Genomic DNA, 19,424 nt, shown 5'->3' with positions numbered 1-19,424 from the left:
GCCGGAGGTCGTCGATGTTCAGATTCAGTAACTGAGCCCGCGGTGGCTGCTTTCGCCATAATCGTGGCCCTGGCCGTCGACCAGTTCTTCTTCCAGTTCGGTTCGTCGCGCGGCCGCGGCCGTCTCCTTCTCGGCGTCATCTTCCTGCGCCTTCGCGGCGGCGAGTTCGGCGTCGAAGTGCGCGGCATAGGCGTCCGCGGCGTCGCGTAGTGATTCGCGAGTCAGCATCACGTCCGATGCAGCGTCTTCGCGGTCGGGGGTGGTCATCACGTGCCTCCATTGCCGGGTGATGTCGCGCCAGGCGTCGGCCCGAAGGTCGTTGCCGGCGGGTTGGTTACCGAGTGGGGAGGCAGCATCGGCGGTCGTGATGCCGTAGGTTTCACGATACGCCGCAGCGAGCCCGACGATTTGGTCCCAGCGCCGCGCGAGCTCGGCATCCTCAGGCCGGTCGCCGAAGGGCGCAAGCCACGCCGGTTGCTCCCGGATAGCCCGGTCCCTCAGTTGGTTGGTTCTTGCGTCGATCTCCGCGTTCATGGTCGCCAGGCTCTCCAGCGAACCGTGGTAGTTGGCGGCGTGCGCGAGGTCAGGTTGCGCCTGCCAGGGCAGCGCGGAGTGGTGTCCCTCGCCGGCGTCGTGCTGGCGGACAAGGGCGCTCACCAACGCGACGCCGGTTTTCCGGGGGGCGGTGTTCTCGGCGCCGGTCGTCGTCGCCGCGATCTGGCGGACGGCGTCGGTGAGCGCGGTATCGGGGTCGAGGCCTGCGGTGGCGCTGCCGGCGGCGTGGTGCCACACGATGTCCCAGCGCTCCTCGGTCACGACAGCGTCGGGCAGGTGTGCGGCGACGATCTGCTGCCAGCGGCCGATCTGCTCGTCGGTCGCCGGGGCGATCCGGGCGGGCGCATCGTGGGTTCCGACGTGGTCGTTGATGCGCTTGGCGAGCACCGCAGCCGGGTCGTCCGCCCAGCTGAACCCGCCGTCGTCGACGAGGTCACGGACGAGACGTTCGGCCTGCCACCCACGATCTTGGGCGCGAGCCAGCGCCGCCAGCGCTGCGGGCTCGCCATCGGCGTTGACCCCGTCCGGGACGTAGCGGGCGAGGACGTCGAGGTAGCGGTCCTCGTCACCGTCGCGGGCCAGCAGCTCGTAACGGCGAAGGAGCACGTTCAACGGCTCGAGGACGACACGTTCCTCGACGCGATCGAACTTGGCGAACACCTCGTCCAGCTCGGTGGTGTGAGCAGTCGTGCGTGGCTTCCCGGGCGCAGCTGATGCGGACGCCGGCGTCTGCCCGAAGGTGTCCCAGCGCTCGCTCAGGGTGTGCCAGGCGTGCGCCCTCGCGCCGTGGCTGCCGGGCTTGGCGCCCAGCGGCGCCTTGCCCTCGATACGGAAGGTCTCGCGGTAGGCGGCGACCAGGCCGACGAGCTCGTCCCAGTCCTCCGCAGCGATGGGGTTCTCTGGTCGCGGCCCGATGCCGGCTGTCCAGTCCGGCTGGTCGCGTATGGCCGCGGCGCGCAGCTGCTCGACACGGTCGGCGATCGCGTGTTTCATCTCGTGCAGGTACTGGGCGTGTCCGGGGTGGTGGCGGACGTGCGCGAAGTCGGGGCGGGCCAGCCAGGGAACGGCGCGCACATGCGCTTCGCCGCAGTCACATCGGCGCTGCAGCTCGGCGGCGAGAGCCGCGTCGGCGTAGCGGTCGTCCGGCATCGGATCTGGCACCACCGGACGCGCAGCGAGCTGATGGGCGACGAGGGCCAGCGCGGCGTCGACGTCGAATCCGGCCGCCAGCGCACCGGCGGCACGGCGCCAGATCGTGTCCCATTCCGGGTCTTCGACGGCCACGTGCGGGGCGATCGCGTCAACGATGCCGCGCCAGCGAGTGACATCCGCGGGTAGCGCAGGTGCAGTCGGCGGCGGTGGCTGGCGGCGCTCAAGGTGCTTTCTGATCCTGGCTTGCAGTGCGGCGCCCGGGTTGTCGGCCTCGTCGAGCGATTGGCGCCAGCGCATCACGGCGGCGACAAGTTGGTCGGGCTCCCAGCCGAGGTCGTGGGCGTTGCGCAGCGTCTGGATCAGCGCAGGTTCACTGTCGAGATCGGCGGTGGAGGGCGCGTGACGGGCGAGGATGGCGCGGTAGCGCTCGTCATCGCGGTAGGTGGCGGTGTAGTTGTAGCGGAGTACGAGTGTGCCCATCGACACCGCTTCATCCTGCGCCTCCCGCATCGTCTCGGTGGCCGAGACCTCGGCGCCGGAGTGGTGCAGCACGCCGGTGAGCACTGACTCCGGAGACACCGGCTCGGGTGTCTCGCGGTGCTGGTCGATGACGTGGTGGTGGGTGACGACGTAGATGAAGTTCCCGAGCATGGCGCGGGTGATGCCGGGGTAGAACTGCTCGCGGGTCATCGTCGGTGGCACCAGCAGGTGGGCGTTGCCGGTGCTGGTCATGCCCTGAACCCGGTTGACGGTGGCGGCGTAGGCTAGCTCGACGTGGGCCTGGACGTACCCGGCCGGCAACGTGATCGCGGCCTTGTGCACGCGGTGCTGCACGGTGATCTTGCCGCTGGCGTGGACAGCGGTGACGGTCCAGACGTCGCCGTTCTTGACGAAGTCCTTCCCGCCGAACAGTGACAGCAGTCGCTGGTTGTGGCGGGTGACGACCCAGTCTCCGACCGCGGCGGTGGTCGCGTCGTGCAGCTCCACATCCCTGCCGCGGTCGACCAGGCCCCGGTTGAGGCGCCGTTCGCGGGCGTCGTTGTTCAGCGCGACGGTGTCTTCGTTGGTCGGCACGATCAGCAGCGACTGCACGCCGGCGTCGAGATCGGCCTGCCAGCGCGAGCGGGCGGCGTTGCGCATCGTCTCCAGCGACCCGTCGGAGACCCGGCCGGACTCGAAGTAGTACTCGAGCCCCTTCGGGTTCGCCGTCCGGATTTGCAACGACGCCGCGGCCTGCTCTTCCCGGTCTTCGCCGCCGAATCGCACGATCTGCCGGAAACGCACGGCGCCGACATCGTGGGCGATCAGCCGGATCGCGCCGCCGGCCTCGACGGCGGCCAGTTGCGCGTCGTCGCCGATGAGTCGTACATCGGCACCGTTGTCGAGCGCGTGCTTCACGACCTTGTGCAGCGTGTGGGTGCCGGCCATCGCCGCTTCGTCGACGATGACCAGGTCTCCGGCTTCCATCGGGAACGCGCGGTGGGCGAACCCGAACTTCAGCGCGGTGGTCAGCTGATGCAGCGTGTGCGGCTTCGCGTCGATCGATGCGCCGAGCTCCTGGGCCGCTCGGGCGGAGGGGCCGAAGGCGTAGACGCGGCGTCCGGTGCGCCGCCAGGCGGTCGCCAGCACCTTCATCGCCGAGGTCTTTCCGGCTCCGGCCGGCGCGAGCGCCAGCTGCAGGCGCCGTCCGGAGCGGGCGAACCGGCGCACCATCTCTGTTTGCCCCACGTTCAACCCCTGGCCAGCGAGCGTCGTGTCGACGGTGTCGGCACGAAGCCGGTGCCCGCCTCCGCGGCGGGCCCAGGCGACCAGGTCGCCTTCGGCGGCCAGGGTCGCGGTGGTGGTGTAGCGGGTGGAACGGCGCTCGACGAACACCGACTCGCCGTCCCGGCGGCGCAGCGACGCGGGCTCGTTGACCGCGGCGGGGCCGACGAGGGCGAGGGTGTCGGGCTGGGCGAGAATGGTGTCGACGACGTCGTCGACGAGCTGTTCGCGCTTGTCGACCGGCACCGTCAGGTGCGCGGTCTGGCGGTGCGCTTCGGCGGCGAGGTTCCACCACGAGAAGTGGCTGTAGTTGTCCGACACGACATCCCGAGTCGCCTGGGCGAGTTTAGCGATGTCGAATGCGTCGGGTTCCGCGTGTCCGCTGAGGAATACGCGGTCGGCGACCGTGTCCAGAACTTTCGCGGGCACGATGCTCAGCGCGTGCTCGCGCCACGCCTTGAGATGTTCCGGCAGCGTCTTGGGTGGCTGCTTGCCGGGCCGATTGTCGTACTGGGCGGCCCGGCCGATGGCGAAGATGTCCTTCGGCGTCGGCTCCTTCCCGTGCTTCGCCGTGAACTCGACGATGCGCTTGGCCCGGGCGGCTTCGAACTGGCGGTGGCGCTGGGAGAACAGCTTCACCAGCTCGACCGGGACGGCCTCGAGCTGCCACACCGGACGTTTCATGTCCACGCCCTCCGCGCCGCGCTGGACCCAGGTGGCGCCTTGCCCGCGGAACAGGTCGCGCAGGCGGTTGTCGAAATACTCCGACGCGGTGACCGTCGCGGCGAACATGGTGCGCAGGTCGAGAGCAGTCCATTCCCCGTCGTCGCTGCGCTGCACCTTCGAGGAGATCAACACATGAAAATGCAGGTGCGGGTCGCCGGCGCGGGAGTCCCAGTGCTCGAACATCGCCGCGGTGATCCCGTTGACGTCGACCTGGGCCTCGCCCATGTTCCCGCGGCGGGTGAAGGCGACGTTGCGTTCCATGTAGGACACGGTGTCCAGGGCCGCGTGGCGGGCCATACCGACAATGCGCTTCCGTCCGGCCGGCGACGCTGCCGCCCATGCGATGGAGAGGGTCTTGTCGTAGCTGAACACGGCCTCGACCCCGGAGACCGCGGACTTGAGGTTCTGTTTCTGCTCGGCCAGCCATCCCTTCAGCTCCTTCTCGTCGGCGGGGTCCTTGCCGTCGTGGGCTGTGCGGTGGGCCTGTAACTGCACGCCGCGGCGGATCTCGGCGCGTGTGGCCGCGGAGATCGGGGCCCCGATCGGAAGGCCGTGCAGCCGGTTGTGGTCCTTGTACGCCTGGGAAACTTGACTGCGTAGGTGGTCCAGTGCGGAGTACTGCGGGAACCGCCGGCCCAGCCGGGTGGCCTTCAACGCCTCGGCGGCAGTGGCGCCGTCGGCGATCATCTCGGCTTCGATGGCGTCGGCGTTCGGGTGCCGGCCTTCGCCGAAGAGGGCGTTCATCTGGGCAGGGGTGACTGCGCCGGAGAGTCCTAAGTGCTCTGCTCCGGCGCCGAACCATTGGCCTGCCGGGTAACCACGGGAGAGGTAGTAGTCACTTAACAGCTCGCCGGGTGCGAGCTCACGGCTGCGATCGGCGCACGCCACCGTGTTCGTGAGGTACTCATGACCACCAGGGCTCAGCTTCCGCAAGCCCATCATGTCCACCTCAGACTACGCCGAAAAGGCGGCGGCGCCCACCTGGTTCAGAACGTCTGCAAGACGTGCTGTGTGCGGGGTAGGGGCAGGCAGGGGTGAGGTGGTGGTGGTGGCGTGGTCGGCGGGGTGAGTGGGTGGCGGGGAAGGTGCGGGGTGGGATGTGGTGGTGGGCGGGGTGCGGTAGGCGGGGCGGGGTTGGTGGTGCGTGGGGGTGGTGACCGAAATTCCGGTCAAGCGCCGGCGCCTGCACTAAGGCGCCCCTGGCGCCGTCTGCCGGCGCCTGCGCGGTTCCCGGCTGTGCCGACACAGCAAAGCGGCCGCCGATCGTAAGATCGGCGGCCGCTGTCGCGTGTGGAGAGTCGCTAGCTCGGGTTCGCCTGCGTGAGGTGGTCCAGCTCGCGGCGGATGGCGGCGGCAGGCACGATCTCGACCGTGTCGCCGTTCGCGGTCGTGAGAGGCCGGGCGTCGCGCGCGAGTAACGTGCGCAGGAAAGCTGTGACGGCGGCGGGTTCGTCGGTCGGGATCGTGTCGGCGGCGGCTAGCTCGCGGTCGATGTCGGCGAGGATGTCGTGGAAGGTGCGCACGGTGGCGGCTCCTGGTTTGAGGTGGGCGGGGGCACCCGGTCCCGGGTGCCCCCGCGTGTGGCGGGTGGTCAGGCGACGGCGGCGAGTTCGCGCGACGGCGCGAACGCGGACAGCGGCGGCATGTCCCGGTCCCGGCACATCTCGCACCGCCCATCCGTGCCCGGAGTGCGCTGCTCGCTGGGGGTGCGTTCGATGTTGCACGCCATGCACAACCCGCCCGGCACGACCGGGAGCAAGGCAAGCCGGTCGTAGTCCTCATCGGACAGGGCGTAGCCTGTCAGGTCGGTTGCGGCGTCGCTGCTGTCGTCAAGGTCGGCATGACGCTGCCGCTCCTGCTCGTAGAGGTCCACCCCGCGCTCATCCTTACGGACGAAACCGGCGGTCGGGATCGCCTGCTGAATCTGCCGCCACCGCTCGTCGTACTCGGCTTCGACCTCACCGACGACGTAGCGGCGCGCGGCCTGCTGCTCGATCGGCTCATGCGCAACCGGGCGCGCAGGTGCGGTGGTGGTGTGCTCGCCGTCGGCTGGGCGCTCGGCGCTTTCGGCGTTCTTGCGGCAGGCATCGGAGCAGTAGCGCATTTCGGGGAGCCCGGCGAGGTTGCCGTCACAGTTGCCGCACCGGTGGATGTCACCGGCGGTGGCTTCGGTGGTCTGCCGCCGGGCGCGCGCGTGGGCGGCGCGGGCCTTGCTGGCGTACACGCAGGCCAGGACGAGCGTGCGCAGGTCATCGGAGAGGCCGGGCCAGAGAATGTGAGCGGTCTGGATGGCTTCGACGATGGCGGGGTGCGTGGCGCTGGGGTTCTTCAGCAGCGTCCCGCACACGGTGAACACCGCCTTGTGCGCGTACTGGGTCTGGGCGTTGAGCCACCGGAGGCCGTTGAGCGCGTCGGCGACACGCGGCGGGGTCTCGCGCAGCATCACCGTGACGTCGTTGACCTCGGTCACGGCGACGGCCCGGCGGGTCTGGCTGGACCAGACGCACTGGTTGAACAGCTCGCGCTCGGCGTTGCCGTAGCTGTCCCACTCGGCGTGGGCGGTGCGCACGGCGGCGAGAACGTCGCCGCTGATCGCAGTGGTGTCCTGGAGCAGCGTCGCGCACGCGGCGAGGATCGCGGGCGGGTTCTCCCCGCTGTCGGTAAAGATCTTCCGCAATTGGGTGAGTGCGGACCGGTCGCGCGGCGGCTGCGCCTGCAGGTCCTGCACGATGCGCGTGATGCTCTGGCGGTGCTTCGGGTGAATGGTCGAAACCATGATATCCAACTTTCTTGAACGGAAATTGTGAAGGCTTTCGGGTTTGCCGTCCCGATCACCTTGCGATTTCTATATTACCCGGATATCGCTGTCTGTTCCACTTGAAATGGTGCTCTCGACTGCGTATTTCAGCGAGTTTTAGCGAGCGGCTGAGCTGTTTAATCGCATTTGCTCGCCGCTCGCTTGCGCGTCGTCCACGTGGCTCACTGGCCGTGTCTTCGTGCCTGCCGGGGCCACTGGTCGGCGCAGTAAAGGTGACCGGCTGCTGAGTGGGTGGTGGGTGGCCCCGAAGCAACCAGGGCAGGCCCTCGGCCTGCCCTTAATGCCTGACCTAGGGAGTAGGGGCCCCGAATGCAAGGGTGGGGCCTCGAAATATTTTTGGCCACGCTTTTCGGTCAAAAATATTTTGGGGTGCCCTTGTATTTGGGGGGACGACCGATACAATTTCGGGGCCACCCACCGCCCGCGGACGCAACAAGAACACGTGAAGGCTCCCACTGCCGCAGTGCGCGAGGATCAGCGACCTGACCACCTGAGACGGCATGCCGGCCGATGCCGGGTCGAGGCTCGTGGCCTGCGGGTATGCTGTTGGCAGCGCTCCGTGGGCTTGAATGGGCCTTGTGGCGGAGCGTCAGCGGACCGCCGCGAGTTTTGCCGCTCGCCACTGCGGTGGCGTGGCCCTCCGGGGCTGCTGCGGCGGTACCGCGCCCTTCTCCTTGCTCGCCGGCTGTCGTCGTGAACACGGTCGACGCTGTCGGTCGCTTTGTCGGCGGTGCGAGCGCTGCCCCGCAGGTGCGCCGCGGTGGCGCCGGTGCCGCGGGTAGCTTGGTGGATAGAACCGCAGCCCTCCCCGCGCGGGAGGTGTGTCATGGTTGAACGTCACAGCAGGACGATGAGGCGGAAGCGTCGGTCGTCGGCGACGCTGGAGCGGCTGGAGGCAGTGCGGCGCCGCCGCGCCGAGCAGTTGGAGCGTGAGCGCGAGAACGAGGCGCGGGTTGATGCGGCGCTGGGGCCGTTCGCGGAGGCGGTGACGGCGATCGAGGCGGTGGAGCGCCGGCGTGAGGACCGCATCGGCGCGCTGGAGGCGCAGCTGGAGCGGAGGCTGGCCGAGCTGGACCGGCAGCGCGCGGCGAAGGTCGCGGAGTTCGAGCGGGCGGCCGAACAGGTCCGGGCGGATGCGGAGATGGAGATCGGCGAGTGGCGCGCGGTGATGGCGACGTCGGTCGCGGAGATCCGCGCGTCAGATGTGGGTGCGGCGGAGACCGCGGCGCTGCTGGGTATCTCGGCGAAGGCAGTGACCACGTTGTCGCGTAGTGCTGCAGCCGTGTCGGACGTCGACTGCCAGAAGAGCGACGCGGACTCCACCCGAGCGGAAGCAGTGGACGCGGCAACTTTCGGTGATGAGCGGGCTGCCGAGGCGCCCGCGAACGAGCAGGTCGAGCCGTCCGAACGAGATTCAGGGTTGGATGTTCCGGCTGACTGATTCGGCTGGGCACGCCGCGCACGAGAAGAGGGGCGTTGGCACCGTCAGGTGCCTGCGCCCCTCGTGTAGTGGTCGGGAGGTCAGCGCGTCGCGGTCGGCTGGTCGGCCTGCTGCTGGGCGAGACGCCGGACTCGGCGGGCGACGGTGAGGCGCTTGCGGCGCTGGTAGTAGACGATCATCGCGGCGATGCCGCAGCAGAACGCGATCCCGAACGCCCACTGGCTGGCGGTGCCGCCCTCTCCGGCGCCGGGAAAGTGTCCGATGAACAGGTAGCCGGGCAGGGTGATCGCGCCGAGGATGGCGCCGCGGCGGTAGCGGTGGGCAAGGTTCGGTTTGATGCGGTTGCGGCTGAGGTAGGCGACGACGCACCCGAGGAGCGCACCGGACAGCACGGCGCCGGGGAGGGCAAGTAGGCCGGAGGGGTCGGTGAAGGGCGTGATGAGGAGTCCGATGTAGCCGAAGGGCTGGATGCCGAGGTAGAAGCCGGTGCCTCCGGCGAGGACGAGCCCGGGGATCGTGACGCCGTAACGATTGCTCATGTTCCGAGCGTAGGGCGATTCTCCTACCCTAAAGGGTGATTTCCGGGCCAGGGCGCGGAGTAGCCGCTCGGGCGCGACACGGCTGTTCGTCGGCGCATCGGATCGGGTGGACGGCGTGGTGCTGGGAGCGGCGGGCATGGTGGCCTCCGGGGTGCGGTGGTGTGGCATGGGAAAGGCCGGGGCCAGCCGTCAGGCTGGCCCCGGCCTTCGGAGTGGTGCCCGGCCGGAGGGGAAGTCCGGCCGGACACCGGCTCTCATCAGAACGGCGGCTCGTCGCTGAAGCCACCGGCGGTCGCCCCGACCAGGTCGCGTCCGGCGTCGGCGCTCCACGGGTCCTCGGCCGGCGTGGCTGCGGTGCTGGTGACCGGGTTGGGGTTCACCTTGGCCTGGGTGGTCTTGGTGACCTCGGCGGTGGCGTAGCGCAGCGACGGGCCGATCTCGTCGACGTTGAGTTCCAGGACGGTGCGCTTCTCGTCGTCCTTGGTGGTGTAGCTGCGCTGCTGCAGCCGGCCCTGGACCAGGACGCGGTGGCCCTTGCGGAGACTGTTGACGATGTTCTCGCCGAGCTGGCCCCAGGCGTTGCAGCGCAGGAACAGCGCGTCGCCGTCTTCCCATTCGCCGGTGGCGCGGTTGAGCTTGCGCGGGGTGGAGGCGACGGTGAAGTTGGTGACGAAGGAGCCGCTGTCGAAGAAGTGGCTGCTGGGGTCGTCGGTGAGGTTGCCGATGATGGTGAGGGTGGTGTCGCCGGCCATGGTGTGTCTCCCTGGTGCTCGTTGGGGTGTGGAACGCGGCGCAGCCTGAGCGCACGGCGGCCCGGGGGTCGCCTTCAGGCGACGTCCCCGGCCCGGCTCATCCGCCCGCGCGTGAACCAGCCCGCGCGCGACCGGCTTCGGAGCTCGGCAGGGTGAGGGGGCTGGTTCACCCGGGCGGATCGGGCCGGGCTTCGGGGACGCATTGCCCCCGGCCGGGGTGTGCTTACCTTCGGGCGATCCACGACCCGGCGAGCCGGGCGAGGCCACCGCCCGGTGACACCGCCCCACCGTCGCGCCAGCATCCGCGCCCCCGAGTGCTTGTTGCGGACCGTCGGCCGGTAGTCGATGCCCTCGTACCGGGACAGCTCAGCCGCCCGGCGCGAACAGTGAGCACGGTGGGGTCATGCCTGCTCCGCCGCGGGTTCGCTCAGCAGCGTGCGGCGAGCGTCGGCGCTGGCGTTCTGGATCACGCCGTGGATCCTCGACGGCGCGATTGCGTGGCGGAGCATGGTCGAGAGCAGTACCGCCAGGGGCTGTCGGGGGTCGGCGTGCTCGAGTGCGATCTGCGCGCCGGCTCCGTCGCCACGCAGGTAGGCGTGTATGCCGATGACGGTGGCGAGCTGGCCGGCGATGGGGTCGCTGCTGTGGCGCCACAGGTGCAGAATCAGGTTCTCGGCGGCGTGGTGTGCGGTGTTGTCGGGTAGGGCGAGCAGAGCGTCGCGGAATGCGGTCCCGGCGAAGGTCGCGGCGAGATCGATGATGTCGGCATCGTCGGTGGGCAGGGTGCCTTCGTTGGCCGCGTGGAGGGCGGTGTCGGCGCGGTCGAGCCGCGCGGCCGCGGCGGCCGGGTGGTGCTGGTCGGTGGTGGCGGCGGCGAGGGCGGTGCTGATCGGTTCCCGCAGGCGTTCGCGCATGTGCTCGGGGGCGGGGTTGAAGCGGGCTTGCAGATCGCGACGGTCGTCGGCGATGACGCGTCCTTCGGCCACGGCGTCGGCTGCGAACGCGGTGCCGGCGGGGTCGGGCAGGACTCCGGTGCGTTCGGGGGTGCGGTAGGAGCGCCATCGGGCGTCGGCGGCGATGTCGGGCACGTGGATGACGTCGATGTCGGTGAAGCCGTGGCCGGTCAGGAGGGCGGCGATCGTGTCGGCGGTGTTGCGTTGGGGCAGGGTGGTGTTGTCGCCGGGGTTGGTGAGGGGGTGAATCATGGCGGCGAGGACGCTGTGGACGGGCCGGTCGCCGACTTGACGTGCGAACGTGTCGACGGCCTGCCCGGGATTGGTGACGACGTGGGCGAGGTCGGCGCGGATCATCGGTCCGACCTTGCAGGTGTTGTCGGTGTGGTGGAGGGTGGACAGCAAGATCAGGGAGTGGCGCGGGACGAATCCGAAGAGGGCGGGCAGCCCGGCGAGCACCTGGCTGGTGCCGTTGATGGTGATCGTCATCGCAGGAAATCCTCTCGGGCGAAGAACACGGACGAGGGCGGCTGGGGACTGGGGAGAACTGTCGGGTTACTGGCCGAGTTGGGCGCGCAGCGTTTGCGCCACGGTGTGGGCGATCCACGGCGGCGAGGGCCTCCGGCCGTCCTGGCCGGAGGCGGGGATGAATCCGTTGACCGCGACGCTCCAGAACTCCGGCCAGGGTTCGGTGTCGGTGCGTTCGCTGCGGTAGATCACGCGCACGTCGTGTCCGTCGGCACGCCGGGCGTGCGCGGTGATCCGGATCGCGACGCGCATGCGGTTGCGGCGCTGGACGGGTTCGTCGTAGAGCAGCGAGATCGGTGTTGCGGGCAGGGCGCGGCACAGCTCGACGAGGACACCGCGTGCGAGGTTCCAGCCGCCGTAGTCGAGGAGGCTGCCGCGGTGGGGGATGTTGGAGGCGACGGACTCGGGTAGCAGGTAGGAGCGGCTCCAGTCGTAGGCGGTGAGCCACAGCCGGTCTTCAGACATGGTCGGCCACCGCGGTGTTCGCCTCGGCGAGCGCGCGGGTCACGCGACTGTCGGTGAAGCGGCGCCGCTCGTCCTGCAGATCCTCGTGTGAAATGCCGGCGTCGGGTTCGAGGATGTTCCAGGCGGCGGTGAGCGCGGCGTCGGTGGCGAGCCCGTCGGGATCGAGGTAGGGTAGACGGCTTCGACGACCCGGCAGGCTTCCACGAGATTGGAGGGGAAGCAGGTGTTCCAGACTGCGGTGATGAGCGCGGTCTTGTGCCGCCGGGTGCGGGCGAGGTCCTCGAGCCAGGTTCGGGGTTCCGGCGGGAGTCGGCGGCCGCCGAGTTCGGTTTCGATCAACCGGCACGCCCGGGCGTAGGCGGATTCGGAGTGGTCGGACGGTGCGCTCTGGGTGGTGGTCGCGGTCATGGCGGGCCTCCGGGTCGGCTGCGGATGAACCCGACCTTCGGGAGCACACCCGTGGCCCTCGGGCGCCTGTCTGCTCGCGTGAGGTGGCGCGGGGGAGTCGGCGCCCGAGGGCTCGGGTGTGCTGTGCTGGCGGCGGTCGTCCGTACCGGCCGGAGTGCCTGATCGCGGCTACGGTCGGTCGGCGGGCGGAGGGGAGGTGAAGCCCCCTCTTTTTCCAGCGCGTGCTGGGTCCGGCGCACGAAGTCGAGCAGTTCGGCCGGGGTGCCCGCAATGGTGACCACGGTGTCGTTGCGATCATCGGTCAGGACGAGGGCGAAGTCGCCGTCAGTGAGCAGGTGGACGCCGGCCTCGTCGCCCGGGCGTGCCAGCGTGACGTCGCTTCCTGCGGGGGATACCGGCGTAGTCGCTACTCATCGTGGGTGTCCTCGGACTCGGTGGCCTTGGCGGGCGCTGTGGGCGAACCTGCGAGCGTCCGGTGCTGGGCGCGGATGTCTCGGAGCGTCCTCGGATCCGGCGCGGGGTAGGTGTTTTCGGTGACGTAACGGATCACGGTGTCGAGGTGGAGCGGATCGTCGGTGGCCAGGACGGCCAGCGCGGCGTGCGCGGTGTTGTCGAGGCGTTCGGTGGCGGGGTCGTGCACGTGCCACAGCCAGGTCGGGAAGACGTACCGGCCGTCAGCGCCGGGCCGGAGGCGCTCGACGGCGGGTCCGCGTGTCGGATCGGTGTCGTCATGGAGTGCGTCGTGGTCGGTGACGATCAGGTCGTCGCCGTCCCAGCGGAAGCGCAGGTGATCGGAGGTGGCCTCGACGGTAATGGCGATCCACTCAGTAACGATTCGACGAAACCGCGGTGTCACCATGTAGAGGCGGCGGCCGTCTTCGTCGTGGGCCGCGAACGTCGGCTCGCCCAGCTGCGCGGGGAAATAAGGCTGGTCGTCCCCGCACACCAGTCCTTCGTCGACGCGGAGAACGTCGGCGGGGAGGCTGTGCGGCGGGATGTTGTCGGGCATCGGTTCACCTGCCTGTGTCTGAAGTGGACTAACTGTCGGTTTCGCGGGTGTCAGGTGCAGTCCAGGCCGCATCGGCGGCACAGCAGCGCAACACCGTCGGACGCCGCGCGGTCGTCAGGGTCGGGCTGTGGAATGCCGGTGGCGTCAAACCAGAGCCCGGTGGAGGTCTGGTCGTCGCAGTACTCCGCGCGCCCCATCGGCCAGGGCCGGTTTGGTACCTCGATCACGGTGCGGCCCGGGTGGACGTACTCGCGGGTCATCTCGTCGCGTCCGTGCCAGCGGACCGGTTCGTCGCGGCGGCGCAGGACACCGAACGCACGGTCAGTAGTAGCGTCCGCGGTCCGGTGAGAGAGCGGAACCGGCGACGTGGTCAAAGACGTCGGGCAGAGAAGCTGGGGCCATCGGATTTCCCCCTCAGTGGACGCAGAATGCGTGGTGTACGGCGCGGACGAGCGTGAATCGAGAGCGGTACAGCCGGCAGGAGACCGCGGCGGGGTAGCGCAGTTCCGGCGGTGCGGGAGCCTCGCCGGGCGCCCGCGCTGGTGGAGTTGTGCTGTCGTAGCGCGGATTCCACGGTGTCCGGTGGGTGTTGCGCTGCGAGTTGTCCCAGCGGATCGTTATCGACCAGTCCGGTTCGGTCAGGTCGCCGTCGCGGAACCGTATGGTGACGATCTCGACGAGGTACCGGCGATGCCAGTACCCGTCCCAGTAGGTGCCGCCGACCTGGCGCGGGCCGATCGCGTCGAACACCTCGCGCATTCGCTCGCGGTGACGCCACAGGCGGGTCTGCGCCGCGTCGAACGCGCGTAGCTCGTGCGGCGGCGGTGCCCATAGACAGTCACAGGGCTGCGGGTACCACGGTTCGGGCTCGTCGCAATCCCACGGCTCGATGGGATCGTCGCGATCGCTGACCAGGAATTCGCCGGTGCCGGCGCAGTCGCGGCAGCTGGCGAAGGCCCACAGCCCGCGCAGGTGGGTTTGGCGGTAACCCTCGGGAACGTGGATCGTCGGTTCCGTCATGTGCACCTCCGTAAACGGTCGGTCACCGGCGGGCGGGGCCCGCCGGTGGTGAACGGGACCTCGCGAGCACGGCGCGGCCCGGGCCGACTACCGCCGGACAGTGGATCGGCACTCTGGCAAGGTCCGGGCCGCGCCGTGCTTTTCTGGTGACCGGTTGCGCCGCGCGGCGTCCCGGCAAGGTCGGCAGCTGGCTACTTCTCGTGCGGCACGTCCAGGATCGGCACGAAGTGGGCGCAGACCACTGGTTGCCGTTGCCGGGCCTCGGAAATCACGATGCCGATGGCGTCGCGCAGGCAGCTGCGGACGGCGTGGTGGCTGGGACGGCTCGCCGGGTGGTGATGGACGACGACCGGGTCGAGAGGCCGCTGGCGCTCGCGGTGCTCGCCGGCGTGGTCGCGTTCTTCGACGCTGGAGAGCGTGGCGGTGAACCCGATGTCGGGCTGGAAGGCGATGCGCAGGCGCGCCCAGGGAAGCCAGCCGTGGGAGGCTGGGCGGCCGAGGTTCCAGTACGCGATCGCGGTGTGGCCTTCCCAGCGGATTACAGGGTTGGGATGCGGGGTGATCGCCGTGTCGATGACCGGGTCGGCCGGTGCAGCGGGTTCGCCGTCGTGCGGGCGGACGTCGGTCTTGTGGATGGTGAAACCGGAGCCGGGGCGCTCGCCGGCGATGGCTATGCACATGCCTTGGTCCTGCACGACCGTGCCGAGCAGGGATGTGCCGCCGTAGGTGAACCGGACGCGGTCGCCTTCGGTGTAGCGGTGCTGGAGCACGGGCAGCCAGCCCGCGGGGATCAGGTGGGCGGGGATGAGGGCCTTTTCCAGGTCGGTGCTGTCCGGTTGCCGCTGCCAGAGCCAGACCAGCTCCTGTGTGCCAGGGGCGGCCGGATCTGATGACGCGATTTCGGGCATCGCAGGGTCTCCTTCTCAGCGGATGGCGAGTCGCGGTCGGGGTATCGGGCGGTCGGTGAGGATGCGGGGGTTTTCGCGGCCGGCGGCGATGCCGTCGCGGATCGTGGTGATCAGTTCGCGGGCGTCGAAGTCGGCGACGCCGAGGTGGTGGCGGGCGGCGTTGGTGAGGTGGTGGGTGATGGCGGCGGCGCTGATCCAGCCGTTGCCGTGCAGTTCGCCGAGGGCCGCGGCGGCGGCGTAGACGGTGATGTGGCGGTGGCCCTCGGTGGCGGTGGTGACATTGCGGCACTCGGCGGCCACGGCGGCCTGGACGTAGGCGCTGACCCGGCGGCTGGTCGCGGGCAGGGGCGGTGGCGGCTGATGCGTGGCCCGCGGCGGTGCCGGTGGCGGGGTGAGGGCGGTGACGAGCCAGCCGGGCAGGACCGCCACCGGAAGATCCGAGGTGATGGCGTAGGGCACCGGCACGCCGTGGACGACGGCGACGGATCCCGGGGCGGCGACGAGCGCGCCGGGGCCGCGGGTGTCGACGTGCCAGCCGAGCCCGCGGCCGCGGGCGCCGACGGTGCTGCGCAGCCGCGAGCCGGGCGGCCGGGCGAAATATCGATGTTCGCCGCCGCGTGGGGTGGCGACGGTGAACGTGTCCACCGGGTCAGGTTCGCCGGCCTGCTGGGCGAGCAGGGTGAGGACGTCGCGGCCGTGGGTGATGCCGCGGTGGGCCCAGTGGAGGGGGATGGGTCCCTGGGCGGCGTCGAGGTCGAGCACGAGCAGGCCTGCTGGTCCGCAGGTGATGCCGATGTTGTGGGTCGGGTGGCGGAGCCACCAGCGGCGGATGCGGTCGGGATCGCAGGTGGCTCGCTGTTGCCAGTCGGGAATGGCGGGCCGCTTGCTGCGCGGGGCGAGCGGGAACACCGGCCACCCGCGCCCGGCGCCGCCCAACGCGGCTGCCAGCAGTCCGGTGGTGGCGGGGACGAGCGCCGCCGCCGGCGTAGTCGTGGTGGTCATGGCACCAGCTCGGCCGCGATCGGGGCCGGGACGGGGTCGATGACCATGGCGGCGGCGTTGTCGGTGCCGCCGAAGTACCGCGCGGCCAGCGTGAGCCGGTTCGCGCACGCGGCCGGGTCGCTGAACGTGCGGCACGCGCGGATGAGGGAGGCGTGCGGGACGAGTTGGTGGACGCCGTCGCTGGTCAGCAGCAACCGCCGGCGCGGCCCGGTTGTGGCGATGTGGCCGAGGGAGTCGTGGTCGGCGGTGGCCACGGAGCTGGTGACGACGTTGTCCCGCCGGGCGGCCAGCTGTTCGAGGTCCTGCGGCCGGTCTCGGTAGTGCTCGGCGAGGCTGTCGCGCAGCTGTTGACCTTCGGTGTGGTCGACGGTGAGCTGGGTGAGGACGCCCGCGTCGGGGTCGTATTCGTAGGCGCGGCAGTCCCCGACCCACGCGATGTCCCACCCGCCACCATGCTCGCGCGGGCGTGGGGCGGCGACGACCATGACGGTGTCGCCCTCGAGCACGGCGGCGAGGGTGCCGGCGGCGGCGAGCAGACCGGCGACGGCGCCGCGGTCGGAGGCGACGTAGGCGGCGGTCGCGGCCGCGCTGCCGGCAGCGTGGGCGGCGAGCGGGGAGTCGCCGATCCCGTCGGCCAGGGCCCAGCCGTGGCGGGCACCGGCGAGGGAGACGTGGGTGCCGGTGGCGTCGGCCTGGTGGGTGCGGTCGCCGATGCGCAGCGCCGAGCCGGGCAGGTAGGTGGGGTGGTCGGCGGCGTAGCGGCGGTGGTGGCGGGCCAGGGCGCGGGCGTCGCGGTGGGATTCGGCGAGCTCGGCCCAGCCGCACCGGCAGGTGGCGTGGGTCCAGCACGGGCCGGGCGGCAGCGGGGCATACGGCCAGACGGGGTGGTGACCGGCGGCGTAGGTGCTGGTGCGGTGGATGCTGTCGAAGACCGGCGGAAGGTGCGGATGCATCGAAGGGACTCCGTTCACGCGCGGGGCTGGCGGCGAGCCCGGCGGGAGGCGAGCACGACGGGACGGGGCAGGACGCTGGGGCGGGCCCGGCAGTGCAGTGCGCGGGCCCGCCCCTGGCCGAGGAACCGGGTGCGGCGACGGTCCGGGCGGCTAGACCGCGGCGCCGATCTGCTCCGCCTCGGCCTCGGCGTCCTGCTCGACCGGCTCCTGATCGGTGCCGCTGGTGGCGTCCTCGGTGTGGTCTGCCGCCGTGTCGCTCTGCGCGTCCGCATCCGCGTCCGTGTCGTCGACGTTGTCGACCCCGTCTGCGGCGTCCTCGACCTCGGCGTGGTCGGCGGCGTTCGGGGCCTCGGCCCCGTCGGCCTCGCCGCTCTCGGCGGTCGTGGGTCCGTCGCTCGTGAGCCCGGTGGCGAGGTCGCCGAGCTGCGCGGCGATGACCTCCTGCTCGGTTTCCGGGTCGATCACCTTCCGCTCCACATCGGAAGCCGGGTAGCCCCAGCCGATGATCGCGGCCATGTACGCCTGCGCTGCGCCCCACGGGCTTCGCCAGGTGTCGGAGCTCAGCTCATCCTCGATCGCGCAGAGGGTGAGGAACAGGTCGTAGAGGGTGGCCTTCCCCGCAGTGGACGCCTTCGCGATCTTGGCGGTCAGGTCGGTGATGATGGCCTCGTCCGGCATGCCCAGCAGTTCTATCGCGAGCGGGTGTCCGCTTTCCAACGCGTAGCGCAGCTCTTTGCTGCCTTCGGCCTTCTGCAGCGCGAGGAATAGCTGCGCGCCCTGCGGCGCGGTCTTGCGCTGCACGAGGGCGGCCAGCCATTCCCGACGCGGTGCTTCGGAGGCATCCCAGTCCTTCGAGTTCTGGTTGACCCACTCGTCGATGATGCGCGCCTTCTGGCGCTCGAGTTCGGAGGCGGCCTGCACGGCGCGGGCTGCCGCGATTTCGTCGCTGGTGACTACGTCGTCGAGGTTGTCGAGGTCGACGGCCTCGTCGGAAGTGCCGGTGGGAATGGGGGGCAGCGAGGTGAAGTCTATTCGGCCAGCCGGTGCGTAGCTGAGGGCGTGACCGTGGGCGCGGAAGTCGGCGCAGCCGTAGACCGCGACCGGGACCTTCTGGCAGTCGTCGTCGTACCGATCGGTGAGCCAGGCCCCATGGCCGGGGCAGGACTTGTGGTCGTCGGCCGCGAGCTCGGTCTGGGGCGCGTCCTCGGGCGTCGGACGAAGCCGATCCAGCGAGCGGGCGTCTGCGTCCCAGGCGGACAGGCTGGTGTCGAAAATTGTGATGCTGGCGTTGGTCAGTTCCTCGATGAGATCCTCGCTCAGGGCTTTGAAGCGAGAATTCTCGTCACGTTCGGTGCGCTTGCGTGCGGCGAAGACGGTGAAATTGTTGGGTGCCTCGCGTGCGATGCGGATCAGTTCCTTGGCGGTGTCGGGGTCGCCGGCTTCGTCGAACTCGGCGATCACCGCGGCCTGCAGTAGATCCAGCTGGAATCGTTCGCTGGCCTTGACCGCCAGCTCACTTCGCCCGGCCTGCAGGACGTTCTCGACGTAGGTCTTGCCCTTCTTGCCCAGAGCGAGCTTGCGGGCGATTCCGGCGGGCTTCAGGTTGAACGCGGCGAGCTGCTGGAGGGCGCGAGCGGTGTCGGCCAGGGTCAGGGACCTGCGCAGGGCGGGGTCGTTCTCGATGAACTGGTTGACGATCCGCTCGATGGTGGCCTTGCGCTCGTCAGCCGGCGGCGGGGTCTTCATCCAGACCGGCACCGTGCAGCCCGCTTCGCGGGCGTTGAGGACGCGGCGCTGACCTTCGGTGACCACGATGGTGCCGGTGTCGTAGTCGCGGTAGCCGTTGACCGCGGTCTTGACGCCGTGGGTCTTGAAGTTCGCCGTGGTGTCCTCGTCGGCCTCCGCGTTGTCGGTGCGCACGTTCTCGGCGAGCAGCACCTCGCCCGGCTTGACCCGGAGGATGGTGTCGATCTCGGCGTCCCACTTCGCGTGCAGCGCCGTGCGGTCGGTGTCGGACAGGCCGTCGAGCGGCGTGCCCTCGACGTCGGTCGCGGTCGTGTCGCCGTCGGGGGCGGTGTCGTCGGTGACGGCACCGCCCAGGTCGGACTGTGGGAGGTCGGTGTCCGGTGTGGCTGTCGGGTTGTCGGTGTCGCGCTGGGTCGGCAGATCCATCCTGCTGGTCACGAAGGTGCTCCTTCACACGGGCCGGCTGGTCACCGGAAACGAATCCGGTGACCGGCCTCGAACCCCGCACCACCTCCCTATCCATCACCGCGTCGCGGTGGAAGAGAAGGGGAGTGCGGGTGTCCCGGTCGGGACGCACTCGCCCGAGCGGGGCCGCCCGCGTCCGCGGCAAGCCCGCCCCGACCACGCGACCAGGAGCAGAGATCGTGATCGGGCGGGCTTCCGCCGACGCCAGGCTCCGCTAGAG

At 70.2% G+C, this 19,424-nt stretch carries 16 protein-coding genes; 1 reads left to right on the top strand and 15 read right to left on the bottom strand.

Annotation, left to right across the window (positions count from 1 at the left end; genetic code table 11):
- Positions 1–24: 24 nt before the first annotated feature.
- The 3 genes from mobF to ABZW17_RS16555 form a co-directional block, all read right to left on the bottom strand.
- Positions 25–5,136 carry a MobF family relaxase gene (gene mobF, locus ABZW17_RS16565; protein ID WP_354814122.1) on the bottom strand — a complete coding sequence of 1,704 codons (5,112 nt, stop codon included), beginning with the start codon at positions 5,134–5,136 and terminating at the stop codon, positions 25–27.
- A gap of 362 nt (positions 5,137–5,498) precedes the next feature.
- Positions 5,499–5,720 carry a hypothetical protein gene (locus ABZW17_RS16560; RefSeq protein ID WP_354814120.1) on the bottom strand — a complete coding sequence of 74 codons (222 nt, stop codon included), beginning with the start codon at positions 5,718–5,720 and terminating at the stop codon, positions 5,499–5,501.
- A gap of 68 nt (positions 5,721–5,788) precedes the next feature.
- A complete protein-coding gene (locus tag ABZW17_RS16555; protein WP_354814118.1) occupies positions 5,789–6,973 on the bottom strand; it encodes a hypothetical protein in 1,185 nt (394 codons plus the stop codon).
- 868 nt (positions 6,974–7,841) lie between these two features.
- Between ABZW17_RS16555 and ABZW17_RS16550 the strand changes: the two genes are divergently transcribed.
- Positions 7,842–8,456, top strand: coding sequence for a hypothetical protein (locus ABZW17_RS16550; protein ID WP_354814116.1), 615 nt, complete (start codon positions 7,842–7,844; stop codon positions 8,454–8,456).
- Between the two features lie 80 nt (positions 8,457–8,536).
- Here the strand turns inward: ABZW17_RS16550 and ABZW17_RS16545 are convergent, their stop codons facing one another.
- The 12 genes from ABZW17_RS16545 to ABZW17_RS16490 form a co-directional block, all read right to left on the bottom strand.
- Positions 8,537–8,995, bottom strand: a complete 459-nt coding sequence (locus tag ABZW17_RS16545; protein ID WP_354814114.1) for a hypothetical protein — start codon at positions 8,993–8,995, stop codon at positions 8,537–8,539.
- A gap of 257 nt (positions 8,996–9,252) precedes the next feature.
- Positions 9,253–9,747 carry a single-stranded DNA-binding protein gene (locus ABZW17_RS16540; RefSeq protein WP_354814112.1) on the bottom strand — a complete coding sequence of 165 codons (495 nt, stop codon included), beginning with the start codon at positions 9,745–9,747 and terminating at the stop codon, positions 9,253–9,255.
- A 401-nt stretch (positions 9,748–10,148) separates the two neighbouring features.
- The gene (locus ABZW17_RS16535; protein ID WP_354814110.1) at positions 10,149–11,189 is read right to left on the bottom strand and encodes a DUF4192 domain-containing protein; all 1,041 of its coding nucleotides are present in this window, start codon (positions 11,187–11,189) and stop codon (positions 10,149–10,151) included.
- 66 nt (positions 11,190–11,255) lie between these two features.
- The gene (locus tag ABZW17_RS16530; RefSeq protein WP_354814108.1) at positions 11,256–11,693 is read right to left on the bottom strand and encodes a hypothetical protein; all 438 of its coding nucleotides are present in this window, start codon (positions 11,691–11,693) and stop codon (positions 11,256–11,258) included.
- A gap of 39 nt (positions 11,694–11,732) precedes the next feature.
- Positions 11,733–12,101: a hypothetical protein gene (locus ABZW17_RS16525; protein WP_354814106.1), complete on the bottom strand. Its 369-nt coding sequence runs from the start codon at positions 12,099–12,101 to the stop codon at positions 11,733–11,735.
- 406 nt (positions 12,102–12,507) lie between these two features.
- Positions 12,508–13,110, bottom strand: coding sequence for a hypothetical protein (locus ABZW17_RS16520; RefSeq protein ID WP_354814104.1), 603 nt, complete (start codon positions 13,108–13,110; stop codon positions 12,508–12,510).
- 50 nt (positions 13,111–13,160) lie between these two features.
- Positions 13,161–13,370, bottom strand: a complete 210-nt coding sequence (locus ABZW17_RS16515) for a hypothetical protein (RefSeq protein ID WP_354814102.1) — start codon at positions 13,368–13,370, stop codon at positions 13,161–13,163.
- 154 nt (positions 13,371–13,524) lie between these two features.
- Positions 13,525–14,130: a hypothetical protein gene (locus ABZW17_RS16510; RefSeq protein ID WP_354814100.1), complete on the bottom strand. Its 606-nt coding sequence runs from the start codon at positions 14,128–14,130 to the stop codon at positions 13,525–13,527.
- Positions 14,131–14,321: 191 nt separating this feature from the next.
- On the bottom strand, positions 14,322–15,038 hold the full coding sequence (locus tag ABZW17_RS16505; protein WP_354814098.1) for a hypothetical protein: 717 nt from the start codon (positions 15,036–15,038) through the stop codon (positions 14,322–14,324).
- Between the two features lie 15 nt (positions 15,039–15,053).
- Positions 15,054–16,040, bottom strand: coding sequence for a bifunctional DNA primase/polymerase (locus ABZW17_RS16500; RefSeq protein WP_354814096.1), 987 nt, complete (start codon positions 16,038–16,040; stop codon positions 15,054–15,056).
- Positions 16,037–16,993 carry a hypothetical protein gene (locus tag ABZW17_RS16495; RefSeq protein ID WP_354814094.1) on the bottom strand — a complete coding sequence of 319 codons (957 nt, stop codon included), beginning with the start codon at positions 16,991–16,993 and terminating at the stop codon, positions 16,037–16,039. The genes ABZW17_RS16500 and ABZW17_RS16495 overlap by 4 nt, the downstream gene beginning before the upstream one ends.
- 150 nt (positions 16,994–17,143) lie before the next feature.
- On the bottom strand, positions 17,144–19,177 hold the full coding sequence (locus tag ABZW17_RS16490; protein ID WP_354814092.1) for a hypothetical protein: 2,034 nt from the start codon (positions 19,175–19,177) through the stop codon (positions 17,144–17,146).
- Between the last annotated feature and the right edge of the window lie 247 nt (positions 19,178–19,424).

Origin of the sequence: Amycolatopsis sp. NPDC004625 (assembly GCF_040609695.1) — a bacterium.
GTDB lineage: Bacteria > Actinomycetota > Actinomycetes > Mycobacteriales > Pseudonocardiaceae > Amycolatopsis.
This window is presented reverse-complemented; position numbering and strand designations above follow the sequence as displayed.